Source organism: Mesorhizobium australicum WSM2073 (assembly GCF_000230995.2).
Classification (GTDB): domain Bacteria; phylum Pseudomonadota; class Alphaproteobacteria; order Rhizobiales; family Rhizobiaceae; genus Mesorhizobium; species Mesorhizobium australicum.
On sequence record NC_019973.1, the window covers coordinates 4,166,605 to 4,193,095 of the forward strand.

General features: G+C 62.0%; 30 protein-coding genes and 1 tRNA gene. 9 read left to right on the forward strand and 22 right to left on the reverse strand.

Annotated elements, in window-relative coordinates; translation table 11 throughout:
• Positions 1–68: 68 nt before the first annotated feature.
• Entirely contained in the window at positions 69–560 is a 492-nt protein-coding gene (locus MESAU_RS19940; protein ID WP_015317849.1) for an Lrp/AsnC family transcriptional regulator, read from the forward strand.
• 9 nt (positions 561–569) lie between these two features.
• On the opposite strand, the gene MESAU_RS19945 is transcribed toward MESAU_RS19940, so the two are convergent.
• From MESAU_RS19945 to moaA, 12 genes are all read right to left on the reverse strand, one after another.
• Entirely contained in the window at positions 570–1,133 is a 564-nt protein-coding gene (locus MESAU_RS19945) for a DUF3299 domain-containing protein (RefSeq protein WP_015317850.1), read from the reverse strand.
• Between the two features lie 103 nt (positions 1,134–1,236).
• On the reverse strand, positions 1,237–1,941 hold the full coding sequence (locus MESAU_RS19950; RefSeq protein WP_015317851.1) for a DNA alkylation repair protein: 705 nt from the start codon (positions 1,939–1,941) through the stop codon (positions 1,237–1,239).
• Between the two features lie 5 nt (positions 1,942–1,946).
• Complete coding sequence (locus MESAU_RS19955; protein WP_015317852.1) at positions 1,947–2,816, reverse strand: NAD(P)-dependent oxidoreductase; 870 nt, start codon at positions 2,814–2,816, stop codon at positions 1,947–1,949.
• A 113-nt stretch (positions 2,817–2,929) separates the two neighbouring features.
• The gene (locus MESAU_RS19960) at positions 2,930–3,838 is read right to left on the reverse strand and encodes an ABC transporter permease (RefSeq protein WP_015317853.1); all 909 of its coding nucleotides are present in this window, start codon (positions 3,836–3,838) and stop codon (positions 2,930–2,932) included.
• Entirely contained in the window at positions 3,835–4,551 is a 717-nt protein-coding gene (locus tag MESAU_RS19965; protein ID WP_015317854.1) for an ABC transporter permease, read from the reverse strand. Before MESAU_RS19965 ends, MESAU_RS19960 begins: the two co-directional genes overlap by 4 nt.
• A 73-nt stretch (positions 4,552–4,624) precedes the next feature.
• Positions 4,625–5,410 (reverse strand): ABC transporter substrate-binding protein, encoded by a 786-nt coding sequence (locus MESAU_RS19970; protein ID WP_015317855.1) that lies wholly within the window; start codon positions 5,408–5,410, stop codon positions 4,625–4,627.
• A 159-nt stretch (positions 5,411–5,569) separates the two neighbouring features.
• Positions 5,570–6,079 (reverse strand): molybdopterin-guanine dinucleotide biosynthesis protein B, encoded by a 510-nt coding sequence (mobB, locus tag MESAU_RS19975; RefSeq protein WP_015317856.1) that lies wholly within the window; start codon positions 6,077–6,079, stop codon positions 5,570–5,572.
• Complete coding sequence (mobA, locus tag MESAU_RS19980) at positions 6,076–6,702, reverse strand: molybdenum cofactor guanylyltransferase MobA (protein WP_015317857.1); 627 nt, start codon at positions 6,700–6,702, stop codon at positions 6,076–6,078. Before mobA ends, mobB begins: the two co-directional genes overlap by 4 nt.
• Before the next feature lie 54 nt (positions 6,703–6,756).
• Positions 6,757–7,677: a DMT family transporter gene (locus tag MESAU_RS19985; protein WP_015317858.1), complete on the reverse strand. Its 921-nt coding sequence runs from the start codon at positions 7,675–7,677 to the stop codon at positions 6,757–6,759.
• A gap of 178 nt (positions 7,678–7,855) precedes the next feature.
• On the reverse strand, positions 7,856–8,215 hold the full coding sequence (locus MESAU_RS19990) for a hypothetical protein (protein WP_015317859.1): 360 nt from the start codon (positions 8,213–8,215) through the stop codon (positions 7,856–7,858).
• A gap of 136 nt (positions 8,216–8,351) precedes the next feature.
• Positions 8,352–8,825 carry a hypothetical protein gene (locus MESAU_RS19995; RefSeq protein ID WP_015317860.1) on the reverse strand — a complete coding sequence of 158 codons (474 nt, stop codon included), beginning with the start codon at positions 8,823–8,825 and terminating at the stop codon, positions 8,352–8,354.
• Between the two features lie 55 nt (positions 8,826–8,880).
• On the reverse strand, positions 8,881–9,876 hold the full coding sequence (moaA, locus tag MESAU_RS20000; RefSeq protein WP_015317861.1) for a GTP 3',8-cyclase MoaA: 996 nt from the start codon (positions 9,874–9,876) through the stop codon (positions 8,881–8,883).
• Between the two features lie 193 nt (positions 9,877–10,069).
• On the opposite strand from moaA, the gene MESAU_RS20005 reads away from it, so the two are divergent.
• Complete coding sequence (locus MESAU_RS20005; RefSeq protein ID WP_015317862.1) at positions 10,070–10,423, forward strand: gamma-butyrobetaine hydroxylase family protein; 354 nt, start codon at positions 10,070–10,072, stop codon at positions 10,421–10,423.
• Positions 10,424–10,486: 63 nt separating this feature from the next.
• On the forward strand, positions 10,487–11,098 hold the full coding sequence (locus MESAU_RS20010; RefSeq protein ID WP_015317863.1) for a pyridoxamine 5'-phosphate oxidase family protein: 612 nt from the start codon (positions 10,487–10,489) through the stop codon (positions 11,096–11,098).
• A 16-nt stretch (positions 11,099–11,114) separates the two neighbouring features.
• On the opposite strand, the gene MESAU_RS20015 is transcribed toward MESAU_RS20010, so the two are convergent.
• Positions 11,115–11,567 carry a MarR family winged helix-turn-helix transcriptional regulator gene (locus tag MESAU_RS20015; RefSeq protein ID WP_015317864.1) on the reverse strand — a complete coding sequence of 151 codons (453 nt, stop codon included), beginning with the start codon at positions 11,565–11,567 and terminating at the stop codon, positions 11,115–11,117.
• A gap of 47 nt (positions 11,568–11,614) precedes the next feature.
• On the opposite strand from MESAU_RS20015, the gene MESAU_RS20020 reads away from it, so the two are divergent.
• Positions 11,615–12,526 carry an alpha/beta hydrolase gene (locus MESAU_RS20020; protein ID WP_015317865.1) on the forward strand — a complete coding sequence of 304 codons (912 nt, stop codon included), beginning with the start codon at positions 11,615–11,617 and terminating at the stop codon, positions 12,524–12,526.
• A gap of 12 nt (positions 12,527–12,538) precedes the next feature.
• On the opposite strand, the gene MESAU_RS20025 is transcribed toward MESAU_RS20020, so the two are convergent.
• Together MESAU_RS20025 and MESAU_RS20030 are read right to left on the reverse strand one after the other, a co-directional pair.
• Positions 12,539–12,934: a rhodanese-like domain-containing protein gene (locus MESAU_RS20025; RefSeq protein ID WP_015317866.1), complete on the reverse strand. Its 396-nt coding sequence runs from the start codon at positions 12,932–12,934 to the stop codon at positions 12,539–12,541.
• Positions 12,935–12,997: 63 nt separating this feature from the next.
• Complete coding sequence (locus MESAU_RS20030) at positions 12,998–13,612, reverse strand: TetR/AcrR family transcriptional regulator (RefSeq protein WP_015317867.1); 615 nt, start codon at positions 13,610–13,612, stop codon at positions 12,998–13,000.
• A gap of 100 nt (positions 13,613–13,712) precedes the next feature.
• Between MESAU_RS20030 and MESAU_RS20035 the strand changes: the two genes are divergently transcribed.
• Together MESAU_RS20035 and MESAU_RS20040 are read left to right on the forward strand one after the other, a co-directional pair.
• A complete protein-coding gene (locus tag MESAU_RS20035) occupies positions 13,713–14,459 on the forward strand; it encodes a 3-oxoacyl-ACP reductase family protein (RefSeq protein WP_015317868.1) in 747 nt (248 codons plus the stop codon).
• A 209-nt stretch (positions 14,460–14,668) separates the two neighbouring features.
• Entirely contained in the window at positions 14,669–16,552 is a 1,884-nt protein-coding gene (locus MESAU_RS20040) for a L,D-transpeptidase family protein (RefSeq protein WP_015317869.1), read from the forward strand.
• A 3-nt stretch (positions 16,553–16,555) separates the two neighbouring features.
• On the opposite strand, the gene MESAU_RS20045 is transcribed toward MESAU_RS20040, so the two are convergent.
• From MESAU_RS20045 to MESAU_RS20065, 5 genes are all read right to left on the reverse strand, one after another.
• Positions 16,556–17,032: a hypothetical protein gene (locus tag MESAU_RS20045; RefSeq protein ID WP_015317870.1), complete on the reverse strand. Its 477-nt coding sequence runs from the start codon at positions 17,030–17,032 to the stop codon at positions 16,556–16,558.
• 103 nt (positions 17,033–17,135) lie between these two features.
• The gene (locus MESAU_RS20050; RefSeq protein ID WP_245262883.1) at positions 17,136–17,876 is read right to left on the reverse strand and encodes a lysozyme inhibitor LprI family protein; all 741 of its coding nucleotides are present in this window, start codon (positions 17,874–17,876) and stop codon (positions 17,136–17,138) included.
• Positions 17,877–18,017: 141 nt separating this feature from the next.
• Positions 18,018–18,275 carry a PepSY domain-containing protein gene (locus tag MESAU_RS20055; RefSeq protein ID WP_015317872.1) on the reverse strand — a complete coding sequence of 86 codons (258 nt, stop codon included), beginning with the start codon at positions 18,273–18,275 and terminating at the stop codon, positions 18,018–18,020.
• 151 nt (positions 18,276–18,426) lie between these two features.
• Positions 18,427–18,501, reverse strand: a tRNA-Val gene (locus tag MESAU_RS20060).
• 138 nt (positions 18,502–18,639) lie between these two features.
• On the reverse strand, positions 18,640–19,323 hold the full coding sequence (locus MESAU_RS20065) for a phosphoglycolate phosphatase (protein WP_015317873.1): 684 nt from the start codon (positions 19,321–19,323) through the stop codon (positions 18,640–18,642).
• Between the two features lie 252 nt (positions 19,324–19,575).
• Here MESAU_RS20065 and rpiA point away from each other — a divergent pair, with 252 nt between their 5' ends.
• From rpiA to gor, 3 genes are all read left to right on the forward strand, one after another.
• Positions 19,576–20,307 carry a ribose-5-phosphate isomerase RpiA gene (gene rpiA / locus MESAU_RS20070; protein ID WP_015317874.1) on the forward strand — a complete coding sequence of 244 codons (732 nt, stop codon included), beginning with the start codon at positions 19,576–19,578 and terminating at the stop codon, positions 20,305–20,307.
• The gene (locus tag MESAU_RS20075) at positions 20,294–20,908 is read left to right on the forward strand and encodes a DUF2059 domain-containing protein (RefSeq protein WP_015317875.1); all 615 of its coding nucleotides are present in this window, start codon (positions 20,294–20,296) and stop codon (positions 20,906–20,908) included. Before rpiA ends, MESAU_RS20075 begins: the two co-directional genes overlap by 14 nt.
• Positions 20,909–21,024: 116 nt before the next feature.
• Positions 21,025–22,416, forward strand: a complete 1,392-nt coding sequence (gene gor, locus MESAU_RS20080; protein ID WP_015317876.1) for a glutathione-disulfide reductase — start codon at positions 21,025–21,027, stop codon at positions 22,414–22,416.
• 57 nt (positions 22,417–22,473) lie between these two features.
• Here gor and mgtE read toward each other — a convergent pair whose 3' ends face one another.
• Both mgtE and MESAU_RS20090 read right to left on the reverse strand, forming a co-directional pair.
• Positions 22,474–23,838, reverse strand: coding sequence for a magnesium transporter (gene mgtE, locus MESAU_RS20085; RefSeq protein ID WP_015317877.1), 1,365 nt, complete (start codon positions 23,836–23,838; stop codon positions 22,474–22,476).
• Positions 23,839–24,108: 270 nt separating this feature from the next.
• Positions 24,109–26,001, reverse strand: a complete 1,893-nt coding sequence (locus tag MESAU_RS20090) for an ABC transporter ATP-binding protein/permease (RefSeq protein ID WP_015317878.1) — start codon at positions 25,999–26,001, stop codon at positions 24,109–24,111.
• Positions 26,002–26,491 lie beyond the last annotated feature (490 nt).

Genomic DNA, 26,491 nt, shown 5'->3' on the forward strand with positions numbered 1-26,491 from the left:
GAATTTTTTTCTTGTGAATGGCCCAAATAAAAGGGAATATAGCGAAACTATTCCACCAGGAGCCTCCGATGGATCGCCTCGACCGAAAAATTCTCCGCCTGCTGCAGGAGGACGCGACGCTCGCGGTCGCCGATGTCGCCAAGAAAGTCGGCCTGTCGACCACGCCGTGCTGGCGGCGCATCCAGAAGCTGGAGGAGGAGGGCGTCATCAAGCGGCGCGTCGCCATTCTCGACCACGAGAAGGTCAATGTGCGGGTCACCGTCTTCGTGTCGATCCGCACCAATTCGCATAGCCATGAATGGCTGCGCCGGTTTTCCGAGGTCATCCAGGAATTTCCCGAGGTGGTCGAATTCTATCGCATGAGTGGCGACGTCGATTACCTCTTGCGCGTCGTGGTGCCCGATATCGCCGCCTACGACGCCTTCTACAAACGGCTAATCGCCAAGATCGAGATCCGGGACGTGTCGTCGTCCTTCGCCATGGAGCAGATCAAGTACACGACCGAAATCCCGCTCGACTATATGCTGCTGGACAAGGAGTCGGGCGCGAACGCGGCCTGAGCCCGCCGTTCAATTCTTCTTCTTGTTGAGGAAGCTCCAGGGCGAGTTCACCGGCAACACAACGGAGTCCGGAACCGTGTCGACGGCCACGACATCTGCCTTGCGCACGGTGTAGCCGGACTGGATGACGCTGACGCCGTCGAGAATGAACAGCTGGCTCTTCTCCATGTCCGGCTTCAGGGCGCCGGTGACGGCAACCGGTTGGTAGGCCTCGGACATTTTGTAGGGACGGGCTGGTGTGACCAGCACGATCTGGTTGGGCGGAGGCGTCGGCATGTGGCTGCACGCACCCGTCCATGGCACCAGCAGGAACTGATAAACGAGATCTCCGTCGCGATCGACCGGCAATGCATAGCCGGCTAATTGTATGGTCTTGTCGTGCAGGGCGACCGAGAGTGTCTCGCCATGATCCGGCAGTTTCGCCGCGATCATCGGCAAGCCGGCGTCTTCGGCGATGGCCTGGGTCGCCGGGCGCAGATCCTTCCAGAAGATGTACGTGGTCTCGGCCGAAGCGCCCGCGGTGGAGAGTGCAAGCGCGGCCGCAAGCGCCAGGATCGCTTTGAAATGGTTCATGGTCGCATCCTTTGCGGGCGAGTAAAGACGCCGCTGTCGGTGGCGTCAATGCTCGAGCCGCGTCACATGTCGGCGAGAACCGGCCGCGGCAATCCTCGCCTTGTCAGGTCTTTCTGGTGGCGAGGCGTTCGTGGGTTTTGGCATGCGAGAGTTCTTTCACCGCATCCTTGCCGATCCAGCGCGCCGTCCTGTTCGCGGAGTTGGCAAGTTCCTGCGCCAGGGCAAGGGCAGGGCCATGCAAACCCACCGACCGTTTGCCGATTTGCCGCAGCGCCCAGTTGACCGCTTTCCTGACGAAATTGCGCTCGTCGCGGGAATGAGCCTCGACTAGCGGCAGGTAGGACAGAAACGTCGCGTCCGGCTCCTTTTTCAAATGCACTGACGCCCATGCCAGCATCGCGAAGGCCGTGCGGCGAACGAATTCGCGCTCGTCGGCGGCAAACTCCTCGACCAGCTGGCGCCAGAACAGCGTATCCACGAACAGATCCGAGACGGTGTCGACGATCTCCCAAGAATCGAAATCGCCGGCCCAGCGGCGGCATTCTTCAATGGTAATCTTTTTCGGCTCGCCGGTGAAGGCCGCCATCAGCCGTGCTTCGCGAACGCCGCTGTCCCACAGCGCCAGGGATCGCTTGTGGTCGCGCTTCAGCTTGCGCGCCAAAGGCCGCAAATCCGCATTGGCGACACCGAGCGCGGTCGCGGTGTTGATACCGAACCGCCCCATGCCGGCGCGGACTTCCTCGGTTCCGATCGAATGCAGATGAGCGACGATGTCCTGCGCGGTCCAGCCTGGAACGGGCAGGGACACTGCGCCTACTTCTCCAGCCGCGCCAGCAGCGAGGACGTGTCCCAGCGCTTGCCGCCCATCGCCTGCACGTCCTTGTAGAACTGGTCGACCAGCGCGGTCACCGGCAGCCTGGCGCCATTGCGATCGGCCTCTTCAAGGCAGATGCCGAGATCCTTGCGCATCCAGTCGACGGCGAAACCGAAGTCATATTTGCCAGCATTCATGGTCTTGTGCCGGTTTTCCATCTGCCAGGAACCGGCCGCGCCCTTGGAAATCACCTCGATGACCTTCTCAATGTCGAGACCTGCCTTCTTGCCGAAATGAATGCCTTCCGAAAGCCCCTGCACCAGCCCGGCGATACAGATCTGGTTGATCATCTTGGTGAGCTGTCCGGCGCCCGCCGATCCCATCAGTCCAACCATGCGGGCAAAAGCGTCGATAACTGGCCTGGCCCTGTCGAAGGCGGCCTCATCGCCGCCGACCATCACGGTCAGCACGCCGTTCTCGGCGCCGGCCTGGCCACCGGAGACGGGCGCGTCGAGAAATGAGAAGCCGCCCGATTGCGCGGCTTCGGCCAGTTCGCGCGCGACTTCAGCCGAAGCCGTGGTGTTGTCGATGAAGACCGAGCCTTTCTTCATCGCCTTGAAGGCGCCCGCGGGGCCCGTGGTCACAGAACGCAGGTCGTCATCGTTGCCGACGCAGGAAAAAACGAAATCCTTGCCCTCGGCGGCCTGGGCCGGCGTCGCGACAAAGCCGCCGCCATGTTGGGCGACCCACTGCTCAGCTTTGGCTTGGGTGCGGTTGTAGACGGTCACGTCGTGGCCACCCTTGTTCTTCAGGTGTCCGGCCATGGGATAGCCCATGACGCCAAGACCGAGAAATGCCACCGATGCCATGCCTTGTCCTTCCGGCGAAACAGAGATTTCAGCTGCGGAAGCTCTAGGCCATGCGACGAATTCGTCAAGGCGCGCGGTGCGGCATCGACTGGCACAGGCCGATCCGGAGCGGCTCAGCGATTGAGGTGGATCGTAATCCTGCGCTCGATCCATTCGACGCCATGGCGCAGGATTTCGACCATCACCAGATAAACGATAGCGACCCAGACATAGGCCTGGAAATCGAAGGATTTGGCGTAGGCAAGTTTCGCATTGCCCATCAAGTCGTAGACCGTGATGATGGCGACGATGGCCGAGGCTTTGATCATCAGAACCAGTTCATTGCCGTAGGGCCGCAAGGCAACGATGAATGCCTGCGGCAGGATGACCTTGCGCAGCGTCTGCAGCTTGTGCAGGCCGAGCGAGGCAGCACCTTCCCATTGGCCCCTGGGAACACTCTCGATGGCGCCGCGGAGGATTTCGGCCTGGTAGGCCGCGGTGTTGAGCGCAAAGGCAAAGACGCCGCAGAAAAACGCATCTTTGAAGAAATCCCAGAGCGTGAATCTTTCGATCGCCAGCCCGGTCGGGATGCTTACGTAGGGCATAATTTGTTGCCAATCGCTAATGACCGGCAAATAGAAGCCAAATGCACTGAGTTCCGGCCGGAACGAACCCAACCCGTAATAGACCAGATAGACCTGGACGAGCAGCGGTGTGCCGCGGAAGAAATAGACATAGCAATAGGCAAGGCCGGACAAGCACCGGTTCTTCGACATGCGGCCATAGGTGACGGGCAGCGAAAAGATCGCGCCGGCCACCATCGAGATCGCCACGAGCGACAGCGTGGTCCACAGTCCCTGCAGATAGGCGGGTGCATACCTGGCAAAGAACTCGCCATTCCAGGCGTAGGCGAGATAGGCGAGGATACCGAGGCCGAAGAGGATCCAGAGGCCGACGAGTGCGTAACCGACGATGCGGGTGCGCGGCCAGCCGCGTGCCCGCGGCGGCGGGCGGTCGACCGAGATCGCTTCCGTGACGCTCATCGTGCCTCCCTCCGCCCCAGCGAGCGCAAGATGAACCCGGTCGCGATCGACGACAGGATCGCCAGGACGAGGAAAACCAGTGCGGCGACGCTGTAGAACAGGAAGGAATGCTTGGTGACACGTGCCGCCACGCCGGCATTGCGCAGGGTTTCAGCGAGGTTGACGACCGAGACGAGGGCGGTGTCCTTGAGCAGGCTCAGCCAGCAATTCTCAAGGCCGGGAAAGGCGATGCGCAGCAGCTGCGGCAGGATCACCTTGCGCATGGTAAGCCATTTCGACAGGCCGATTGCATAGCCGCCTTCATACTGGCCCTTCGGAATGGCGCGAAAGGCGGAGAGGAATACCTCGCTGGCGTAGGAAGAAAAGATCAGCGACAGCACGATCATGCCGGCGATGAAGCTGTCGACATCGATCGTTGCCTCGGGCTTGAAGAGGCGGATGACGTATTGCAGCAAGATGGGCATGCCGAAGAAGAACAGGAACAGCGTCACCAATTCCGGCAGGCCGCGAAACATGGTGGTGTAGATGTTGGCGGCCAGCCGCAGCGACGGTTCTTCGGACTGCTTGGCCCAGGCTACGAAAAAGCCGATCGTCAGGCCGATCGGCAGCGTTGCAAGCGCGAGCGCGATGGTGACCAACGCACCATAGGCAATATCGTCACTCCAGCCCTCCGGTCCCCAACTGAGCAGTGTCCATATGCTTTGGACTGGCATTGACTGGCCTTACCCCACGGCGCTCCCGAGATGAACAAGGCGGCAGGGAAACCCGCCGCCTTGGCAATGATGATCAGGACTCGGCGCCGTAGACGTCGAACTTGAAGTACTTGTCGTTGATTTCCTTGTATTTTCCGTTGGCGCGGATGGCGTCGATGGCGGAATTCAGCTTGTTGACCAGGTCGGTATCGCCCTTTCGAACGGCGATGCCGGCGCCAGGTCCGAAAATTTCGACAGGTTGCGGCGAGGGCTGGCCGAGAATCTTGCAGCAGGCGCCTTCAGGCGAATCCAGAAACTGCTGCAGCACGACAATATCGTCCTCGATGGCGTCGAGACGGCCATTGGCGAGGTCAGCCTGTTCCTCGGGGCTGCTCGGATAGCCCTTAATGGTGCTGTCCGTGTAGGTCTTCGAGGCATAGTTGAAATGGGTGGTGGTGGTGGCGACGCCGATATTCTTTCCGGCGAGGTCTTCCTTGGTCACTCCCTTGAGCGGCGAATCCTTCGGCACGGCGATCGCCGACGGGGTGTTGTAGTATTTGTGCGAGAAGTCGACCTTCTGCTGCCTCTCCGGCGTGATCGACATCGAGGCCACGATGGCGTCGAACTTGCCGGCCTGAAGTGCGGGGATGATGCCGTCCCAATCCTGGGCGACGAAGGTGCACTTGACCTTCATCTCATCGCAAAGTGCCTTGGCGATGTCGATGTCGAAGCCGACAAGCTGGCCATCGGCGGTGAGGTTGTTGAAGGGGGGGTAGGCGCCTTCGGTGCCGATCCGCAGGGTCTTCTCCTGGGCCTGGGCTACGCCGAGCGTCAGCAGCGCAGCCGATGCGGCGAGCGCGATACGCAGTGCAATACGCATGATAGTCCTCTCTTTATGGTCCCGGCCGTCGTTCCGAAACGGCTCTGTGGGGCGGTGCTTTTTGACCGCCCGCTAGGCCGATACTCCCACTCTTTCCAAGAAAAAAGCAACCGCAAAACCGCCGAAATCGGTAATGGGCTTCTACCGTTACGTTACTTCTCAAGCAACGAGGCCGGTCGTGCGCTCGATGAAGTCGGCTATGGATTTTGCGTCATCGAGGTCGAACACCGGCAGGCTCTGGTCGGCGATGGCGAAATCCGCGGCGACGGCGACAATATTGGGATCATCCACCGCAAGCGGCGTCCGGTCCTTCGCTTGCAGCCGCCTCGTTTCGATCTTACGGTGGGATTCGCGCTTGTAGCCTTCGACCAGCACGATGTCGCAGGGGGCGAGCCGCGACAGGATGGCGTCCAGCGGCGGCTCCTGCTCGCCACGCAATTCGTGCATCAGCGCCCAGCGACTGCCCGATACGATCGCAACCTCGGTAGCACCCGCCTGCCGGTGGCGGAAGCTGTCCGCGCCGGGCTTGTCGATGTCGAAATGATGATGAGCATGTTTGACCGTCGAGACTTTCCAGCCGCGCCGCACAAGCTCCGCGACCAGCCTTTCCGTCAGTGTGGTCTTGCCGGAGTTTTTCCAGCCGGTGATGCCGAAGATGCGTCTGTTCATGGCGACATGCTCTGCAACAGCTGTTCAGCCTGGGCAAGATCGTCCGGCACATTGATGTTGAAGAAAGGATCGATTCCGACGGATTGCGGGACAGGGAATTCCACGTCGACATGGCCGTGTTGTTCGATAAAGGCCGAAACGCGCCTGTTGTCCTCATCGACCAGGAAATGCCGCAAGGCTTCGCGGCATCCGGTTGGCCACAGCGCGAAGGTCGGATGCCGCCGGCCCGCCGAAGAGGCGACGGCGATCGAACCGGGGTGTTGATGCGCCGCCGCCGCAAGACGATCAACGAGATCCGGCGGCAGGAAAGGCGTGTCGCCGGCCGCTGTGACGATCGCCCTGCGAGGCGTGCCGGCGGCGGCCCATTCCAGGCCGGTCAGGATTCCGGCAAGCGGCCCGGCAAAGCCTTCGATGGTATCGGCAAGCACCGGCAGCCCGAACCGGGCGAACCGCGCCGGATCGCCATTGGCGCTGAGCGCCAGGGTCTCGAGCTGCGGGCCAAATCGCGACAGCACCTGGTCGAGCACGCAGCCGCCGCCCAGCGGCAGCAACGCCTTGTCGCCACCGCCCATCCGCCTCGACTGGCCACCTGCCAGGATGATCCCCGCGATATCCCGCTTCATGCTATCCAGCCTGTACGCCAGCCGCGGGAAATCGCAAGCGGCTTCAAGGGGGTGCTAGAGTCCTTCCGGCGCCATGGCCGGGCCGGTGCTTTCGGCGACGATCTTTCGCCGGCCGACCATCCGCTCGCGATAAAGCGTATAGAGACCCGAGCCAACAACTATTGCCGCGCCGGCAATCATCGGCACGTCCGGTATGTCACCGAAAATAATCAAGCCAAGCAGTATCGACCAGAGGAGCGCCGTGTAGCGGAACGGGGCGATGAAGGAGATCTCACCCGATCGCATCGCCATGATGATGAACTGGTAGCCGATGAGCACCAGCACCGCGGCCAGCGCCAGCAGCGCCGTGCTTTTGCCGGTCATCGGTGTCCAGCCACCCATCGGCGTCAACAAAAACGCACCGACTACGGTCATGGCCAGCGCGGTGGCGGTCGAGACCAGCATCGTCGGGATGGCCTGGGGGATGCGCTTGGTGGCAAGGTCCCGCACCGTGCAGCAGGCGACGGATGCCAGCGCCACCAGCGAGTAAATGCTGAAGCCCTCGAAACCCGGCCGCACGATGATGATGACCCCGGCAAACCCGATGGCGATCGCCAGCCAGCGCCGCCAGCCGACCGCTTCACCGAAAAACAGCGCCGCGCCCATCGTCACCGCCAGCGGCAGCGCTTGCAGAACGGCCGAAACGCTGCCGATCGGCAAATGGGCGAGCGCGACCAGGAAGGACACCGTAGCGCCCGCCTCGCCCAGGACACGGACCGCCACCAGCGGCTGCAGCATCAGGCGCGGCTGAAAAAGTGCGCCACGTTGCCAAGCCAGCAGACCGACAAACAGCGAGGCGAACGCCCCTCTGATCAACATGACCTGCGCCATATTCATCGACTCCGAAGAGTATTTGGTGATGGCGTCGTTGAGCGTGAAGCCAACCATCGCTACCACCATGAACAACGCGCCGCGAAGATTTGGGGAAAGGGGCAAGACATCTACCGGTTGCTTTGGCAAGCAAGGCTGTAACAGCCCGCCACGAGACAGCAACGGCAAAGGGCTGGGCCAGGACCCGATATCCATCTTCGCCGGCGTGAAACCATCCCGGACGAGGTATGAATTCTGTCGGAAGGCGGCAACGCCTCCCGACACGGTGCGGACGAGGGATTGTCTACTTCTTGGGTGACAGCACCTCGGTGCCGTTCCCCTCCTTGCCGGCGATGGTCCACAGACCATGCAGCGACCCGTCATCCTCGACCTTGTAGACGACGAGGCCGATATCCTTGCCCATTTCGTAGCCAGCGGAGAATGCGTTGTCGTTGCGCATGCAGATGCCATCGGAAGAAGAACCGCCGGTCTCCCAGTGGATCGTGCAGGTGGTGCCGCTGGTCAGCGTGATGGTGGCTTCGCCGCCATAGGACGAACCATCGAAATTGGTGCCGGCAACGGTGTAAGTGCCGCCGATCGACTGGGCAGCCGCCGGCAGGGCAGCCAAGCCGAGCAAGGCGAAAGCGAGAAGAAGTTTGCGCATGATGTAATCCCCCGAAAATGCGATGAATCGCTGCGGAACGGAGGGTAGGCGGGAAACCATGACCAGTAAATCAGACCGACATTTGCCGACAGAGATTTGTTTGCGGTGTGGCTAAAATACTCTTAGCTCGAACGGTTCATGGCCCCTTGAGGCTGCCAGCGATGGCGCCGACCAGCGGGTCATATTTCGATTTCAGCGCCGGCGGATAGTCGATCCAGATCGTGCGGATGACGCCATCCCCGTCAAACAGCCGCCGCTCATAAAAAATCTTTCCGTCCTTCACGCCCGACAGCACCGCCCAATCCTTGCCGGCCTTGCCGTAGGTGACCTTGTAGCCAGGCTCCTTGCTCGCCTTTTCGCCGACGACAAAGTCTTTCGGCGTCTCATGGTCAATGTTGAGTATGCCGGAGCATGTCAGGCTGGCGCCGTCCGCGCTCAGCCATACCTGACCGTCGCCATTCTCAGGCTCGGGCTGGCGATCGGTGAAGATATCGTCGGGGAAGGTGCAAACGGTGCCGAAGCGCTCGTTCACGTAGGTGGATTGCGCGGCAAACGCGGTATTCGCCGAGACCGCGGCAAGAGATATGACGATTGAGTAGAGCCGTCGCATGCCTTGCCCCGAAGCCGATGATTGCACGGCATTCTCGCACGGACAGGCGACGAGGTCAGCCGCCCGTGACACTCATATGCCGAGACACCGACGGACGGCTGGTGCGGCGGTCGATGATGAAGTCATGGCCCTTCGGCTTGCGGCCGATGGCTTCGTCTATAGCGTCGGCAACCAGTTCATTGCCTTCGGACGCGCGCAACGGGGCGCGCAGGTCGGCCGCGTCTTCCTGGCCAAGGCACATATAGAGCGTGCCCGTGCAAGTCAGCCTGACCCGGTTGCAGCTTTCGCAGAAATTATGCGTCATCGGCGTGATGAAGCCGAGTTTTCCGCCGGTCTCGGCGACTTGGACATAGCGGGCCGGGCCACCGGTCTTGAACGGGATGTCGGTCAGCGTGAATTGGCGCTCGATCGATGCGCGCAGCAGCGACAGCGGCAAGTACTGGTCGGTGCGATCGGCGTCGATTTCGCCCATCGGCATGGTTTCGATGACGGTCAGGTCCATGCCGCGGCCATGCGCCCAGCGCATCATTTCGGGCAGTTCGACGTCATTGAAATCCTTCAGCGCCACCGCGTTGAGCTTGACTTTCAATCCAGCCGCCTGGGCGGCATCAATGCCCGCCATGACCTTGCCGAGATAACCCCAGCGGGTGATTGCGTGGAACTTGTCGGCATCGAGCGTGTCGAGCGAAACATTGATGCGCTTGACGCCGCAATCGGCGAGCTCGGCGGCGAAGCGCGAAAGCTGTGAACCGTTGGTGGTCAGCGTCAGTTCTTCCAGTGCGCCGCTGTCGAGGTGCCGCGAAAGCTGGCGCACCAGATGCATGATGTTCTTGCGCACCAGCGGCTCACCGCCGGTGAGGCGCAACCGTTTGACACCCTTTTCGATGAACACGGTGCAGAGCCGGTCGAGTTCTTCCAGCGACAGCAGGTCTTTCTTGGGCAGGAAGGCCATATCCTCGGCCATGCAATAGGTGCAGCGGAAATCGCAGCGGTCGGTGACCGACACTCTGAGATAGCTGATGGTGCGACCGAAGGGGTCGATCATGTTCATGTTCGAGCGTTTCCGTGGCCGTTAACGGCGCCGTTATATACAGCTATGTGATACGATCCAGCCCGCCATTCAAGATAGCCGGCCTCGATCTTTGGTAACATTCCGCGACCGACATTGCGTGTCGGCACGATCCCATACCTTTTCGCTTGGCGCGAAGCAGCGTAGGGAAGGGCAAATTCAGGCAGGATCGATCATGACGGCTCCGAAAGAACTGAGGGTCTCCAAGGACCGCAAGCTGCTCACCGTGACCTTTCCCGGCCACCAGCCGTTCGAGTTGCCGGCCGAGCTGCTGCGCGTCGCCTCACCGTCGGCGGAAGTGCAGGGCCATTCGCCCGAACAGCGGGTGACGGTTCCCGGCAAACGCGATGTGGCCATCCTGAAGATCGAGCCGGTCGGCAACTATGCGGTGCGAATCACCTTCGACGACTTCCATGACACCGGCATCTTCACCTGGAATTACCTGCACACGCTCGGCCATGAGAAGGATGCGCGCTGGAATGCCTATCTCGCGGAACTCGACGAGAAGGGCCTGAGCCGCGATCGTTAGCCGCCATTGCGTCGTCAAAACGTCACCGATCGGGCGTAGGGGGCGGAACGGGAGACGGAAAAAATGTCGGTCATCACCACAGTCGAACAACTCGAAGCCCTTTACGGATTGCCGGGCGAGGCCTCGGTGGTCAAGGAACTCGACCATGTCATTCCCGAATACGCCGCCTTTATCGAAGCCTCGCCCTTTGTCGCGCTAGCCACCAGCGGCCCGGAGGGGCTGGATTGTTCGCCGCGCGGCGATCTCGCGGGCTTCGTGCGCATCGTCGATGTGAAAACGCTGATGATGCCGGACCGGCGCGGCAACAACCGTGCCGATTCGCTGAAGAACATCATCAGGGATCCGTGCGTCGGCCTTTTGTTCCTGGTGCCGGGCTCCGGCACGACGCTGCGCATCAACGGCCGGGCCCATATCACCACGGACCCAGCGTTGTGCGCGTCGTTCATGGTCGACGGCAAGCCTGCGCGTTCGGTCACCGTGATCGATGTCGATTCGGTCTATTTCCAGTGCGCTCGCGCCATCGTGCGGTCGGAACTGTGGAACCCTGCCAAGCATGTCGACCCGAAGTCGCTGCCGACACCCGGAAGGATTTTGGAAATCACCAGCCGCAAGAATATCGACGGCGAAACCTACGACAGGGAGTGGCCGGAGCGGGCGAAGAAGTCGATGTGGTGATCGCCTGGAAGCGCGATCACGCCTCGTTCAGCACGTCATAGATATTGCGCATCTGCTCGCCGATCATGTCGCATTGTTCCGGCGTCGACTGGCTCATCGCCTTCTCGATCAGCGCCATATGCACTTTCAACGCCCGCATCAGCAGCGCCTCGCCGGCTTCGGTCAGCGTAAGCCGCAAGATGCGCTTGTCCTTCTCATCGCCTTCGCGCCGCAGCAGGCCACGCGTCTCCAACTGCGGCAACAGCATGGTGATGTTGGAGCGGCCGACGAGCAGCTTGCGGGCGAGGTCGTGCTGCGACATGCCCGGGTGGCGGTAGAGGTTCATCAGCACGTCGAGCTGCGCCGGCTTAAGGTCGAGCGGCGCAAGTTTCACCGCCAGCGTGCGCTCCAGCACATGGCAGGCGCGCGCCACCGCGACCCAGTTGCGAAAACGCGGGTTGTCCCAGGGTAGCTCTTGTTTATTGTTCATCTTTGAACTATTATGTTCATGCTTGAACGTATGGATGGATTCTGACTATGGCATCATTCGGGCTGAAGGTCATCCGAGGTGTGTTTGGTGCGGCCGAACATGTCGCGCCGCGCATCACCGGGCGTGCGGCTTTCGAATTGTTCTGCCGTACGCCAAGCACCAGGACACTGACCGACGGCGAGCGCCGCGCCATCGACCGCGCCGCGGAGTTCATGGCCGAGGCGCGGCATCACCGGCTGAAGACCGCGACCGGCTGCGTCATGGTTCATGAATTCCGCCCCGAGCCGGGCCGCGAGTCCGCCGGCACCGTCCTCGTCATCCATGGCTGGCGCTCGCGTACCGAATATATGCGCGTGCTGATCGAAGGTTTTCGCGCCGCCGGCTACAAGGTCGTCTCGCTCGATCTTCCCGGTCATGGCCATTCGCAGGGCAGGCACCTGAACATGGTCAATGCCGTCGAAGCCGCAAGAGTGGCCGGCGAATGGTTTGGGCCGTTCGTGGCTGCCGTCGGCCATTCCTTCGGAGGCGCCGTTGCCGCCAATGCCATCGCCGGCTCCGTCAAGGACATCCCGCCGCTGTCGGCCGCACGTCTTGTGCTGATCGCGGCACCAAGCTCGCTGCCGGCAATCTTCGCCGACTTCAGCCGCATGCTCAATGTCGGTCCCCGCTCGCAGGTCGCCATGGCTGACCGCGTCGAATATCTCTCCGGCCGGCCGTTGCACGAATTCACCGGTGACCGGCAGCTCGCCCAGGCGCCCGTGCCGACGTTGGTCATCCACGCGCCCGACGACCGGGAGGTGCCGGCTGAACATGCACGACGCTATGCCGGCGCCGGCGACCATGTACGGCTGCACTGGGCCGACGGGCTCGGCCATCGCCGCATTCTGGCCGACAAGGGCGTGGTTGAACGCGCCGTCGGCTTCGTGACCATGCAGCAGAACCCGTCGCTGCTCCACTGAGCGGCACTCAGGCTATTTCTTCTTGTCTCCGGGCTCTACAGGCAGTCCGGCAGCCTTCCAGGCCGTGTAGCCGCCGAGGATGTGTTTGACCGGGGAAAGACCCATGTCCTGCGCCGTCTTGGTAGCCAACGCTGAACGCCAGCCGCCGGCGCAGAAGAAGACGAAGCTTTTTCCGGAAGCGAAGAAAGGCTTGTGGTAGGGGCTTTCGGGATCGATCCAGAACTCCAGCATGCCACGCGTGACGTGCTTGGCGCCGGGAATTCTGCCGTCGCGTTCGATTTCACGAGGATCGCGCAGATCGACGAAGATGGTGTCTTCGTCCTCAAGCAGCCCTGCCGCTTCCTCGGGCGAAACCACTTCGATCTCGGCATTGGCTTCATCCAGCAGTTCGCGATACCCTTTTTTCACGTGGTTCCCTCCGGCCGCAAGTTTGCTGGCAAGTCGGATTTCGAGCACAACGGATGGTGTTTGTCACGCCTCGATGGTGCCGGCCATGGCCTTCCAAGCGGCCATTGCCCCGGCTACCGTCGCCATCAGGGCGGCGCGGGAAGCGCCGTCACGCGCCTGAATCGACATGCCATGCTGGACTGTTGCGAAAAAGGTCGCGGCTGCAAGGCAATCGAAGTCGGCAGGCAATTCACCCTCGGCCACGCCGCGCTGCAGACGCTTCTTCAGCGCGGCTAGATTCTCGGCGCGCCGGCGCCGCAAATCCGCGCAGATCGCGCCCCGGCTCGAGTCTTCGTGCAGCGCACCCAGCGTAATCAGGCAGCCCTGCGGACGATCGCTTTGCGAATAGGCCTTCGCGGTCCGGCGCAAGAACCGCTCGATCGCAAGCCGCGCCGTTGGCGCCTCTTCCAGCGCGAGCCAGATGTCGGCGCCCTCAACGCGGGAATAGAGATCGGTCGCCTCGAGGAACAGGGCCTCCTTGCTGCCATAGGCGGCGTAGAGGCTCGGCGAATTTATGCCCATTGCCACGGCGAGATCGCTGATCGATGCGCCTTCATAGCCCTTGGCCCAAAACACGTCCATCGCGCGCCGCAAGGCCGCGGTTCGATCGAAGATGCGGGGACGACCTCTTTCCGACATGATGCTCTTTTCTGTGTTGATCGATACATAAATGAGTTGACGCGGCCAGGCAAGGCTGGCAGGTATTTATGTATCAATCGCTACATAAATGGAGAAACCGATGTCATCAGGAAATTTGAACGGCAAGGCAGCACTCGTCACCGGAGGCAGCCGCGGTATCGGCGCGGCCATTGCACGAAGGTTGGCGGCGGAGGGGGCCGATGTGGCGCTGACCTATGTGCATGGCGAGGAGCAGGCTCGGTCCGTCGTCGCTGAGATAGAGACCAAGGGCGGTCGCGCCATCGCCATTAAAGCCGACAACCGTGACGCCGAGGCCATAGACCAGGCGGTGGCCGATGCTGTGACTGCCTTCGGCCGGCTCGACATCCTGGTCAACAGTGCCGGCATCTGGCGCGCCGCGCCGATCGATGCGCTGTCGCTTGCCGATTTCGACGAAACCATGTCGATCAATCTGAGAGCGCCGTTCATCGCCTCGAAAGCGGCGGCAAGGCACATGGGCGAGGGCGGCAGGATCATCTCGATCGGCAGCAATCTGGCCGAGCGGGTCACCGACACCAGCCTGGGCGCCTACTCGGCCAGCAAGGCGGCGCTGGTCGGCCTGACCAAGGCATTGGCCCGCGACCTCGGGTCACGCGGCATCACCGCCAATGTCGTCCATCCCGGTTCGACCGACACCGACATGAACCCGGCCGACGGCCCGCATGCCGAGCATCAGCGCCAGAAGATGGCCACCCCGCGATTCGGCCAGGCGGACGATATCGCCGGCATGGTTGCCTGGCTCGCCGGACCGGAGGGCAGGTTCGTCACCGGAGCCGCGCTGACCATCGATGGAGGCGCAAACGCGTAAGCCACAGGGATTCCCGGGCCGGCGCGACAGTTCGGTCGCGCCGGCCGTCACGATGTTGTGAAACCGTTCTGCAACAGCCCTGCCGAAATTTATGAAAGCTTAACGAAATCGGTATGAATCGGTATAGTCGCGCCTTACATCCGCCATGCGGTGAGCGGGACGGTCTAGCGTGCGGAACGGGAACCGGTTGCGACCGGAGCGGGTGATCCATGAAATTCCTCGGTAAAAAAGCAACCGTGATGCCGCTGGTGGCGATTACGGCGACGCTGGCTTTCGGCATGCCTCAGGCAGGAGCCCAGGGATTTTTCGACATGCTGTTCGGCGGTGGCATCAGGCATGAGCCGAAAGGCGAGTTTCCGCCTCCTCCGCCAAAGCACAAACCCAAGCCGAACGCTCCGGCCGGCGGCGGCGTGAGGATCAGCAGTCCGTCCTACTATACTTACAAGGCCGACAAGCTGGTGCGTGTCGACTTCTCGACGCTGGCGACGGCGCCGCAGCCGGCTGCACCGCAAGACGCCGCTTTCGTGCCTTCGGCCACGGGTGCTGCCTTCCATGAAGCCATTGCTGGGCTCGCCGACTATGAACTCTATGCCGAGCCCGACATCGCCAAGGCGCTGATCGCCTATTACTCGGCCAACCCGGATTTCATCTGGGTGACCGGAACCACCCCGAACAACCGCGCGCAGGATGCCGTGCGGGTGCTTGGCGAGGCTGCAAGCTACGGCCTCACGCCTGCCGACTACACGGTCGATGTGCCTGCCGCCAGTTCGTCCTCGGCGGACGACGAGGTCAAGCTGAAGGAGCTCGTGCGATTCGAGATGGCGCTGTCGGCACGTGTCCTGCGCTATGCCCATGACGCCCAGAATGGCCGTGTCGAGCCCAACCGCATGACCGGCTACTACGATTTCCCGGCCAAGCCGCTCGACATGATGGGCGTGCTGAAGACTCTGGCGCATACCCAGGAGGTTCGCACCTATCTGGAATCGCGCCATCCGCAGAATGCGGAATATCAGGCGCTGCGCGTCGAACTGGAAGCGCTGCAGGCGAGCGCCGAGAACGAAATCGTCGTCGATCCCAAGCTGCTGCTGAAGCCAGGCGAAACCAGCCCCGAATTGCCGAAGCTGCTGTCGCTGATCGCGCGTAATCTCGATGACGAGATGGGCGGCACCTATGGCGAGGTCCTGTCGCGGCTGGCAACCAGCGAAGTCTACGTTCCCGAGCTGGTGCCGCTGATCAAGGCGGTGCAGCAGAAGGAAGGCATGAAGGGCGATGGCGTCATCGGTCCACGCACGGTCGCCACGCTGGCCGGGACGTCGAAGGCCGACAGGCTGCTGAAGGTGGAGGTGGCGCTGGAAGAACTGCGCTGGCTGCCTTCCGATCTCGGCAGCCCGCGTGTTTTCATTAACCAGCCTGCCTTCACCGCAAGCTATATCGACGACGGCCAGGAAAAATTGAAGACGCGTGCCGTCGTCGGCCGCGTCACCAACCAGACCGCCTTCTTCTACGACCAGATCAAGCAGGTCGATTTCCACCCCTACTGGGGCGTGCCGCAGTCGATCATCGTCAACGAAATGCTGCCGAGGTTGCGCGGCGATCCCGGCTATCTTGACCGGGCCGGCTACGAGGTGACGGATTCACGCGGCAAGCGCATCCCTTCGTCGGCGGTGAACTGGGGCGCTTATGGCGCCAACATTCCCTATAATGTGCGCCAGCAGCCGAGCGAGGCCAATGCTCTGGGCGAACTGAAGATCCTGTTCCCCAACAAGCACGCGATCTACATGCACGACACGCCGCAGAAATCGTTCTTCAAGCAGGATATGCGCGCACTCAGCCATGGCTGCGTGCGCCTGCAGGATCCGCGCGGCATGGCGGCGGCAGTGCTCGGCACCTCGGTCGATTATATCGCGGAGAAATTGAAGCACGGACACTCGACCGAGGATGTGACACGCACGATCCCAGTCTATGTCGCTTATTTCACCGCCTGGCCCGACATGTCCGGCAAGGTCGAGTATTTCAGCGACGTCTACGATCGCGATTCCCGGCTGAAGCAGGCCCTGGACGCAACCGAGGCGGTGCGCTCACCCTCGAGCTAGTCGTTATCGCTCCGACAGCGAGCGCCTGAAACCGGCGTCGCGCCCGGCGATCAGCCAATAGACCAGCCCGGCAACCAGACCGGCGGCGGCTATGATGCCGATGTCGGCCCAGCGCTCCAGATCCACGTCCTCCGCCGCGCCCGGCCAGATCAGGAAGAAACCTCCGGCCGCAGCCGCGGCGCCGAAGACCATGTGCAGCATAGCGTTGCGAAGAGAGAAGAATTCGGCGATCAGCGCAAAAATCAGCGTCTGGGGCGCGGTCACCACGATGGTCAGGAAATAGATGAACATGCCGAGCGGCGGTACCACAAAGGCCGCGATCGGCGAGACCCCCATGAGGTCGAAATAGGCTGGCGCGTTGGGCAGGGAACTCAGCGCGGCATAGATCGCCACGACGGCGATCAGACCAACCAGTATGGCGACGAGATAGCCGGCCAGCATCATGAGGACGCGCTTCATCAAGTGCTTCGCAGCCGACATACCCACCCCCTGAAGCGCGGTCCCTCCACAATCAGCCATCAATGGCGAATTGACGCAAGGGGAGACGGAGCATTCCTGGGCTCGCTGGTGAAAATCCCGCAGCTCAGGCGCCGCCGCACATATGCTGCGAATCCGGGAGAGCCCAGGAGCCTTTCGCGACGAGGTCGACGGAATAATAAACCCGGCCACGGTCGTCGTCCTTGGGGCAGTCCCTGGGAATGGAGATCAAGCACATGACGACGGGTTCGCCGACCTTGGCGGCGGCAAGGCCAGCCTCGCGATCATAGGATACGGCGCCGCCGCCATTGGTGAATGTGGCCGCGCTGCCCGCTTCGGGAGTAGCCGTTTCCAGCGGATCGTCGCCAAGCCGCGTGGTCAGCGTCTCGATATGCGTCGACGCGCATTGGCCAATCGCCGAGGGCAGGGGCTGGTCCTTATTGCCGGGATTCCGTGCAGCAGCGTCCAGCGCCTTCTTGCCGATCAGCGCGATGGTGTAGTCCTGCACCCAGGACGGCGCATTTCCATAGGTCTGCAAGGCGTTGTCGAGCGCGCTGGCGATACAGGGGGTATCGCTCTTGCAAGCATTGCGATCGGCGATCAGCCCGCGGGCAATCTTGCGCTTGTCGCCGCCGAACGCCGGCTCGAATTCCTTGTAAGCCTTCGAAACCAGCAGATCGATCGCCGACAACTGCGGGTCGGCGCAGATCGCCTTTTCCGCCGGCAGGTTTGCCTTGCCGCAGTCGAAGGACGGCCCGTCCGCCAATGCCGGAGAAACGGCAAGGAAGCCGCCGGCTGAGACGATGGCGAATACAGACAGAAGATAGGGTCTAACGAAACATCGCATCATGGCCCCCAAGCCAACAGGATTGCCGAAGGCGCGGCCCCGCGCCCAGCCTAACATACGCCAGGATGGACAATTTTGACGCTCGTTTTGTCGTTGAGAACACGCAGACGCAGCGCATTCGCGACGTGATGTCCGCGAACCTTATTTTGGTTCGGCCGTCACAGGATCGAAGACGATTTCGACCTTTGCCTTGTCCGAGGTATAGTAGGTGACGGTGTAGCCGTCCTTGTCCCAGTCGACCTCCTTCACGTACCGAAACCCGTCACGCTGCTCGACCTTGGCGATGATCTCCGACAGCTTCTTGGCATTGGGTGGCGGCAGTGCAGTTTCATCCGCGGCAAAGGCGGGTCCGGCGGCGAAAAGAACGACGACGGAGGCCGCAAGCAGAAATCTGGACATGGTTTTCCCTCAAGTTTCGACGCAAGGAAACTCGCTGTCATGCAGGTTTGTTCCGCATGTGGGTGTTCCGGCGTTCAGCGCCTGTGCGGAAAGGCAGAGCGCCAAAGGGGAAGGCGGGCTGTAGCTGCCGATGTGATGTTCAGCAAACAGATGGTGGGCGATGCAGGGATTGAACCTGCGACCCCACCCGTGTGAAGGGTGTGCTCTCCCGCTGAGCTAATCGCCCGCTCGTTGCCCGAAGGCCAAGCGAGCCGCGATATAAGGGAGGCCGACCCATTAAGTCAAGGCAGCGTCTGGTGTTGTCACACAGATCGGATTTGCGGTCTCGCCAAGGCCCGTTCCGCAGAGATTTTCATCGTGGCGCTCAGTGTGCGGCGGCGCCGATCAACCTTTGCGCCAGATCGAGCGTCAACGCATCGAAATGCGAGATCACCGCCGAGGGCTCGAACTCGCGCACATGACGGTCGGTGTAGCCGAAATCGACGGCGACGACAGGAATGCCGGCCGCCTTGGCGGTGTCGATATCGGTTTGCGAATCGCCGACCATCAAGGCGCGGTGCGGATCACCGCCGGCGAGTTTGATGGTCTCGATCAGGTGGCGCGGATCGGGCTTGCGGAACGCGAACGTGTCCTGCCCGGCAATTGCCGCGAAATGCCTGGTCAAGCCGAGTGCTTCGATCAGCGCCAGCGAATTGGCCTGGTATTTGTTCGTGCAGATTGCCAGCAGATAGCCGGCCTTCTCAAAACGGGCAATCGCCTCGGTCACGCCGGGGTAGGGGCGGGATTTGCCCGGAATGTTGTCGGTGTAGTGATCGAGGAACAGTTTCAGCAGCCGGTCGTGCTCCTCGACCTTGAGGGATCGTTGCTGCGCGGCATGCGCCCGTTCGATCATCACCCGGCCGCCATGGCCGACGAAGCGTTTGAAGCCGGCTTCGTCGACGGCCGATAGTTCGCTGGCCGCCAGGCTGTGGTTGAGGCTGTCGAGCAGGTCCGGCGCCGTGTCAATCAGCGTTCCATCGAGGTCGAACACGATGATCGGGCGAGTCATGATCCATCCTGCGCAGGTTTGTGCATGGCAGGCGATAACGGCTGCGACGCGTTAAGGCAAGCAGACCGGCGGGGCGGCTGCCAAGGGCTTTGACCCGGCCTGCAAAAATGCTAGGAGCCGAAAACGCTAAAGCGCGTCGCGTCGAAACAGACTCATGCGGCGCGCTTCAGGTCTTTCTTTCATGCATGTCGTTTTCCCAAAGCCGAGGTCATTTTGGGCGACATGCATTCGGTTTCGGGGCAGCAAAGCAGCATGGATGCGAGGCAATTGAAGGTCGAGGCCGCGCGGGCGGCCCTTGCCCATGTCAGCGACGGCATGCGGCTCGGCATCGGAACCGGCACCACTGCCGAGGAGTTCGTGCGGCTGCTTGCCGACAAGGTCGCCACCGGCATGACCATAACAGGCGTGCCGACCTCTGAACGCACTGCTGCGCTGTGCCGCGAACTCGGCGTGCCGCTGTCGACGCTGGAGGAAACGCCTGAGCTCGATCTCACCGTCGACGGTGCCGACGAGGTCGACCCGGAGCTGACATTGATCAAGGGCGGCGGCGGGGCGCTGCTGCGCGAGAAGATCGTGGCCGCGGCCTCGCAGCGCATGATCGTCATCGCAGACCGATCGAAGATGGTCGAGACACTCGGCCGGTTTCCGCTTCCAATCGAAGTCAACCAGTTCGGCCTGCGCGCGACCGAGATCGCCGTGGTCATGGCGGCTGGAAATCTCGGCCTTTCGGGTCCGGTGACATTGAGGATGACGGGACGCCAGCCTTTTGTTACAGACGGCGGCCATTTTATCCTCGATGCATCTTTTGGCCGCATTCCGGATACAAGAGCGCTTTCGAATGCTCTCCACGCCATTCCTGGCGTGGTCGAGCATGGTCTTTTCATCGGGCTGGCGTCAGCGGCCATCATCGCCGGCGGCGACGGTATCCAAACTGTCCATGCCGCCCGAAAACCAGGGAGTTCTACCGATCATGATGTTGCATAACCGGGTTCGCCGTCTTTCCGTCCTTGTGGCGGCTTCGGCCGTCTTCGCGTTCTCCTCGCCTGTCTTCGCGCAGGACGTCACGGAATCGCATCTGAAGGCCGCACGCGCCGCGGTCGCCGCGATCCACGCGACCGACCCGTTCGACAACATCCTGCCGCAGGCCGCCGCGGCGCTCGAATCGCAGCTTATCCAGAAGAACCCGGACATGCAGGAACTGATCGGCAAGACGATCAACGAGAAGGCGCTGGCGATGGCCTCACGCCGTGCGGATCTCGAGAAGGAAGCGGCTCTTGCCTATGCGAAGGTGTTTTCCGAAAAGGAACTCTCCGACATCGCGGCTTTCTACAGCTCCGAGTCCGGCAAGAAGCTGCTCGACAGCGGCCCGACCGTGACGCGTGACCTCGTCAAGGCCGCCGACATCTGGCAGAACGGCGTCGCGCGCGATCTCGCCCAGCAAGTCGGCGAGACTCTGGCAGCGGCGGCAAAAGCCAAGGCGCCGGCCGCACCCGCCGATGCAACCGCGCCCGCGGACGGTGCTGCTCCTGCGGATGGCGCGGCCCCCGCCGACGGTTCTGCGCCGTCGGACGGCACGCAGAACTGATCGTGATCTTTCCGACGGCCTCGCGGCCATCTGTGAAGCCCGGCTTGTCCGGGCTTTTCTTTTGACGGTTTGCGGCCTACCTGTCAGTCGCATTTTGGCGTTCAAGGAGCCGCTTCATGGCCGGTTATGACTACGACCTCTTCGTCATCGGCGGCGGCTCCGGAGGGGTGAGGGCGGCGCGGGTCGCGGCAGCGCTCGGCAAACGCGTTGGCATTGCCGAAGAATACCGTTTCGGTGGCACCTGCGTCATCAGGGGCTGCGTGCCGAAGAAGCTCTATGTCTATGCCTCGCAATTTCCCGAGCATTTCGCCGACGCCGCCGGCTATGGCTGGACAGTGCCGGAAGCCAGTTTCGACTGGCAGACGCTGGTCGCCAACAAGGACCGCGAGATCAGCCGGCTGGAAGCGATCTACAAGAAGAATGTCGAGGGTTCGGGTGGCGAGACGTTTCACACGCGGGCGATGATCGTCGACCCGCACGTGATCCACCTCCTGAGCGAGGACCGCACCGTCACCGCCGATCAGATCCTGATCGCCACCGGCGGCCGTCCGGCAGCGCATCCGGCGCTGCCCGGCCACGAACACTGCATCTTTTCCAACGAGGCTTTCGACCTCAAGGAACTGCCAAAGGCGATCATGATTGAGGGCGGCGGCTATATCGCGGTCGAGTTCGCCAACATCTTCCATGGCCTCGGCGTAGACACCACACTGGTCTATCGCGGCAAGGAAATCCTCGGCCGCTTCGACATGGACCTGCGGCGCACGCTGCATGAGACGATGGAGAAGAAGGGGATAAAGATCCTTTGCCATTCCGTCTCCGAATCGGTCAGCAAGCGGCCGGACGGACGGCTCGACGCGCAGCTCATCGGGGGGCAGGTGCTGACGGTCGATCAGGTGATGCTGGCCATCGGCCGCATCCCCAACACCGAGAATATGGGCTTGGAAGGCATAGGCCTCGATATGACCGCCGCGACCGGTGCGATCAAGGTCGACCCGTATTCCTGCACCAGCATCGACAATATCTGGGCGATCGGCGATGTCACCAACCGCGTGCAGCTGACCCCGGTGGCGATTCACGAAGCCATGTGCTTCGTCGAGACGGCCTTCAAGGACAATCCGACGGCGCCCGACCACGACACGATCGCAACGGCTGTCTTCTCGCAACCGGAAATCGGCACGGTCGGCCTGTCGGAAGACGAAGCCGTAAAGCGCTTCGCCGATGTCGAAATCTACCGCGCCAGCTTCCGGCCGATGCGGCACACGCTGTCGGGCCGTGACGAAAAGATGCTGATAAAGCTGGTCGTCGATGGCGCTTCGCGCAGGGTTCTCGGCGCCCACATATTGGGGCCGGATGCCGGCGAAATGGCACAGCTGCTCGGCATCCCCCTGAAGGCCGGACTGACCAAGGACGACTTCGACCGCACAATGGCCGTGCACCCGACCGCCTCCGAAGAGCTCGTCACCATGTACAAGCCGACCTATCGAGTGAAGGACGGCGAGCGCGTCTGACGTCGCCTGACGCGGCGCTGCCGCCGCCAGCCACGGCCGGCGGCGGCAGTCGAACCGCTACAGCAAGGTGCCGCGCAGGATGACGAGCGCCACCGAGAAATAGATCACCAGTCCGGTGACATCGACCAGCGTGGCGACGAACGGTGCGGATGCACTGGCGGGGTCGAAACCGATCCGTTTCAGGGCGAAAGGCAGCATCGACCCCGACAGCGAACCGAAGGTGACGATGCCGACCAGTGCGGCACCAACGGTTGCGGCAATCAGCGGCCAGTGCGGGCCATAGTCATAGAAGCCCGTATATTGCCATAGCGCGATGCGGCAGACGCCGACCACGCCCAGCATGGCGCCGAGCACGAGACCGGTAGGCAGTTCGCGCAGCGCCACCCGCCACCAGTCACGAAGGCCGATTTCGCGCAGCGCCAGCGCGCGGATGACCAGCGAGGTCGCCTGCGAGCCGGAATTGCCGCCGGAGCTCATGATCAGCGGGATGAACAGCGTCAGCACGATCGCCTTCTCCAGCTCGCCCTCATAGCTTTGCATGGCATTGGCCGTCAGCATCTCGCTGATGAACAGCGCACAGAGCCAACCACCGCGCTTCTTGATCATGGCGAGAAAGCTCATCTTCATATACGGCTCGTCCAAAGCCTCCATGCCGCCAAAGCGATGCACGTCTTCGGTCGTCTCCTCAATCATCGTGTCGATGATGTCGTCGATGGTGACGATGCCGAGGATCTTGCCGTTGTCGACGACCGGGACGGCGAGCAGATCGTATTTGGAGATCGTCTGCGCCAGGTGTTCACGATCCGTCAGCGGAGTGACCGTCACCGGCACGCGGTCCGGCGCTACCGACAGGATCGGGTCGTCAGGTTCACCGGTGATGAGCCGACGCAAGCCCGTCGACCCCACCAGGAGATTTGTCCGCGGATCGACGATGTAGATTGCATAGACGGTCTCGCGCGTCCGTTCGACCTTGCGGATGTATTCGAGCGTGCGTCCGACGGTCCAGTCGGAGGGCACGCTGACGAACTCCGTCGTCATGATCGAGGCGGCGCTGCCTTCGGGATAGCCCAGAATGGAAAGCAGGGTGGCGCGCAGCGGCGGCGCCAGCGCACCGAGCAGCTCGGAGCGTGCCGGCTCGTCGAGCTCGCGCAGGATGTCGGCCGCGCGGTCGACGGACATGGCGGTGAGCAGCTTGCTCGCCTTGGGACGAGGCAGGGCCTCCGCCAGTTCGGGCGCGCCTTCGAGCTCAGGCTGGTCGAAAATCTCGACCAGCCGTTCGAAGGGTACGGCGCAAAGCAGCTCCGTCGCGGTTTCGCGCGATTCATGGTTGAGCGCCTCGACAAGGTCGGCGACGTGATCATTGGCAAGGATGCGGGCGATGGCGACGGCCTCGTCGTCCGCTACGGGGAAAAAATCGTTCATGGCTCACTCCTTGCCGTCCGGCAGGACATGAACCATTCAGGTCACGTCTAGGCGGACGGCGGTTGCGTTCGACTGTGACTGTCGCCAGGCATGGCGCGGTGACCTTTCTGCTTGCGGGTTCGCTTTTAACTGCTGCAAGCCGGCGCAACATAGGAGCGCGCCTTGCCGAGTCAATCGCGGTGAGGAAGGAAAACAGTGTCGAACGGCCCTGATCGCGAGACTGTGATCACCGTGGATCGGTCACCGTTGCAAGCCACGGTGACATCAGCGTTATTTCTGCTTCAGCCGGCGCGAGAAACGCGTCCATTTGTCCTCGACCGGCCTTGGCTGGGCCAGGATCGTGGTGAGTTCCAGCGGCAGGCTCGGGGCAAGCGGCTTCTTCGTGGCGACGCCATCGGCGATCAGGACCATCGAGTGGTAGAACTCGGTCCCGGCGGCAGATCTCGGTGCCACGGCTTCGTGCATGACACTGATCACCGTCACATCAGGGCAGTTGTCCTTGATGGCCTGGTGGAAGGCGATCTTGCCATCAGGGTCGAGAGCCCCGGTGGCCTCGTCAAGGAACAGCAGGCCCGGTTGCTGCAGGATGATACGAGCCACCACCAGTTTCTGCTTCTGGCCGCCCGACAGGACCTGATCCCAGCTCTTGCCCTCGCGGCTTTCATTGGCCATGTGTTCGATGAAATCGCCAAGGCCAGCCTTGTGCAGTGCCGACGCGACCTGGGTATCGCCGTGGTCGCCTTCGGAGCCTGGTAGGCAGACCAGCTGTTTCAGCGACACCTGCGGCAGCTTGACCTCCTGGGCGGCATAGAAGCTCTTGACGCCCTCGGGGAAGACGATGGTGCCGCGGCCATAAGGCCACAGGCCGTTGATCGCCTTGATCAGCGAGGTCTTGCCGCACCCGGATTCGCCTTTCAGGAAGGTCCATTCGCCGCGCCGGAAGCGCAGGTTGGCGGAACTGAGGAATGGTGTCGCATCCTCACCCTGATGCGCCAGCTCCAGCTTCTGGATGGTCAGACCGAAGACCGGATTCTGGCTGGCGTAGTGGAAGTCGGAACGGCCGCTCTGGCTGTAAAATTCCTGCGGGTGCTGGACTTTCTCGATCGCGTTGGCGAGCTCCGTCACGCGCTGGCTGTTGGCGCGCAGCGTCGCGATGGCGGGCATGACATGAATGAACCAGGAACACTGGCTGATGAGCTGGGCGACCATTTCGGAGCCGGTGATGTAGCCTTTATAGTCCAAGCGGCTGTGGATGAACGGCACAAGGCCTGGAGCATAGGCGACGATACGGGCGCCGACGAAGTTGTAGATCAGCTCGAACGACATATAGCTGGTGTTGACGACATTCAGCCGCCCCCAGGTGCGATCGATGTCGACATAGAGCCGGTCGTGCATCCTCTTCTGCACGCCCTCGCCATGCGAGGCGGCGACATGGAAGCTGCGGCGCAGGAACGTCGTCAGTTCGCTACGATAACTTCCCTCGGCCTTCTGCATGCGAATGTTGAGACGTTCCAGCAGGCTGCCGAGCTTGACGGCGATCCAGGTGTTGAGGGGGACGTAAGTGGCAACCGCGAGAAGGGCGAGAACAGCGCTGCCATAGCTGCCAAGGAACTCCAGGCCTTTGACCTCCACTGACGACTGCAACAGGTTCTGGCCTATAAAGTAGAGCGAAGTCGCCAGCCCCAGCACGCCCATGGCGAGGCCGATCGCACCGCCGGTCATGTCCTTGATCGATTCCTGGATGCGCTGGTCGACATTGTCGGGCGCAACGATGCCGCCGTCCGCGGAACCATGTTGAGCGTGAAAATGAGTATGGTTGCCGTCGAGCAAGGCCTGGTTGAATTGGTCGTTCAGCCAGCCGCGCCATTTGCGGTGCAAGGTTGCCGAGACGAGATTGCGCACGCCGGTGAAGCCGACGTCCTTGAGCATGACCAGCAGCACCAGTATGCCGGCGTTGGTCAGGATTGTCTCCAAGGGCCTGGTGTTGGCGGCATCGTGCAGGAAGGCGATCGAATTCACCAATTCGCCCGACGCCATGGCGAACCACACGCTGGCCTTGCTGGACAGCGCGGTGAGCAGGGCTATCACCAGCGTCAGCGCCCAGGCTTCCTTCCAGCGGTCCGAGATCCAGTAGGCTCGCACGAGCCCCCAGAAATTGCGCATCGAGGATACCGGCGTCAAATGCGACCGCCCTGCGGCGTCGCTGCGTAGTCCATCCGGTACTGACTCTTGCGATCGCCTGCCGATCCGAATCACGATCCCGCCCAAACCTTTTTTGTTTTGTTACGGATGGTAACACCAATTGATCATTTTCCATTAATTTTTAAACCAGGCCTGTGGGATTGCTCTCGCGGCCGTTGCACTGAAGCAACAGATTGAAGATCGAATCGCCAGCAAAACGGTGGGCAGCGATCAGGAAATTTGATTGGTTTCAGCAGCTTGGACGCGGCGAACGGGGCTTTTGTCGATCTTCCCCTGGGGAAACCTGGTACACGGTTTCGTGACTCAAAAAATCATGAGGGCCGGGGTCGACGCCGCTTCCTTGCCGCGGCGAAGTCGCCAATATCGCATCGGAACAGCGGGAGTGCAGGATCGTTCTCTTGCCCATTCGTCAACCAAATGGGGGATCCGCACCGGCCCAATGGCAAGCGGC

Coding starts and splice junctions, on each gene's coding strand:
- MESAU_RS19940 (WP_015317849.1), top strand. CDS start 69: ATGGATCGCCTCGACCGAAAAATTCTCCGCCTGCTGCAGGAGGACGCG.
- MESAU_RS19945 (WP_015317850.1), bottom strand. CDS start 1,133: ATGAACCATTTCAAAGCGATCCTGGCGCTTGCGGCCGCGCTTGCACTC.
- MESAU_RS19955 (WP_015317852.1), bottom strand. CDS start 2,816: ATGGCATCGGTGGCATTTCTCGGTCTTGGCGTCATGGGCTATCCCATG.
- MESAU_RS19960 (WP_015317853.1), bottom strand. CDS start 3,838: ATGAGCGTCACGGAAGCGATCTCGGTCGACCGCCCGCCGCCGCGGGCA.
- MESAU_RS19965 (WP_015317854.1), bottom strand. CDS start 4,551: ATGCCAGTCCAAAGCATATGGACACTGCTCAGTTGGGGACCGGAGGGC.
- MESAU_RS19970 (WP_015317855.1), bottom strand. CDS start 5,410: ATGCGTATTGCACTGCGTATCGCGCTCGCCGCATCGGCTGCGCTGCTG.
- mobB (WP_015317856.1), bottom strand. CDS start 6,079: ATGAACAGACGCATCTTCGGCATCACCGGCTGGAAAAACTCCGGCAAG.
- mobA (WP_015317857.1), bottom strand. CDS start 6,702: ATGAAGCGGGATATCGCGGGGATCATCCTGGCAGGTGGCCAGTCGAGG.
- MESAU_RS19990 (WP_015317859.1), bottom strand. CDS start 8,215: ATGCGCAAACTTCTTCTCGCTTTCGCCTTGCTCGGCTTGGCTGCCCTG.
- MESAU_RS19995 (WP_015317860.1), bottom strand. CDS start 8,825: ATGCGACGGCTCTACTCAATCGTCATATCTCTTGCCGCGGTCTCGGCG.
- moaA (WP_015317861.1), bottom strand. CDS start 9,876: ATGAACATGATCGACCCCTTCGGTCGCACCATCAGCTATCTCAGAGTG.
- MESAU_RS20005 (WP_015317862.1), top strand. CDS start 10,070: ATGACGGCTCCGAAAGAACTGAGGGTCTCCAAGGACCGCAAGCTGCTC.
- MESAU_RS20010 (WP_015317863.1), top strand. CDS start 10,487: ATGTCGGTCATCACCACAGTCGAACAACTCGAAGCCCTTTACGGATTG.
- MESAU_RS20015 (WP_015317864.1), bottom strand. CDS start 11,567: ATGAACAATAAACAAGAGCTACCCTGGGACAACCCGCGTTTTCGCAAC.
- MESAU_RS20020 (WP_015317865.1), top strand. CDS start 11,615: ATGGCATCATTCGGGCTGAAGGTCATCCGAGGTGTGTTTGGTGCGGCC.
- MESAU_RS20030 (WP_015317867.1), bottom strand. CDS start 13,612: ATGTCGGAAAGAGGTCGTCCCCGCATCTTCGATCGAACCGCGGCCTTG.
- MESAU_RS20035 (WP_015317868.1), top strand. CDS start 13,713: ATGTCATCAGGAAATTTGAACGGCAAGGCAGCACTCGTCACCGGAGGC.
- MESAU_RS20040 (WP_015317869.1), top strand. CDS start 14,669: ATGAAATTCCTCGGTAAAAAAGCAACCGTGATGCCGCTGGTGGCGATT.
- MESAU_RS20045 (WP_015317870.1), bottom strand. CDS start 17,032: ATGTCGGCTGCGAAGCACTTGATGAAGCGCGTCCTCATGATGCTGGCC.
- MESAU_RS20050 (WP_245262883.1), bottom strand. CDS start 17,876: ATGCGATGTTTCGTTAGACCCTATCTTCTGTCTGTATTCGCCATCGTC.
- MESAU_RS20055 (WP_015317872.1), bottom strand. CDS start 18,275: ATGTCCAGATTTCTGCTTGCGGCCTCCGTCGTCGTTCTTTTCGCCGCC.
- MESAU_RS20065 (WP_015317873.1), bottom strand. CDS start 19,323: ATGACTCGCCCGATCATCGTGTTCGACCTCGATGGAACGCTGATTGAC.
- rpiA (WP_015317874.1), top strand. CDS start 19,576: ATGGATGCGAGGCAATTGAAGGTCGAGGCCGCGCGGGCGGCCCTTGCC.
- MESAU_RS20075 (WP_015317875.1), top strand. CDS start 20,294: ATGATGTTGCATAACCGGGTTCGCCGTCTTTCCGTCCTTGTGGCGGCT.
- gor (WP_015317876.1), top strand. CDS start 21,025: ATGGCCGGTTATGACTACGACCTCTTCGTCATCGGCGGCGGCTCCGGA.
- mgtE (WP_015317877.1), bottom strand. CDS start 23,838: ATGAACGATTTTTTCCCCGTAGCGGACGACGAGGCCGTCGCCATCGCC.
- MESAU_RS20090 (WP_015317878.1), bottom strand. CDS start 26,001: ATGCGCAATTTCTGGGGGCTCGTGCGAGCCTACTGGATCTCGGACCGC.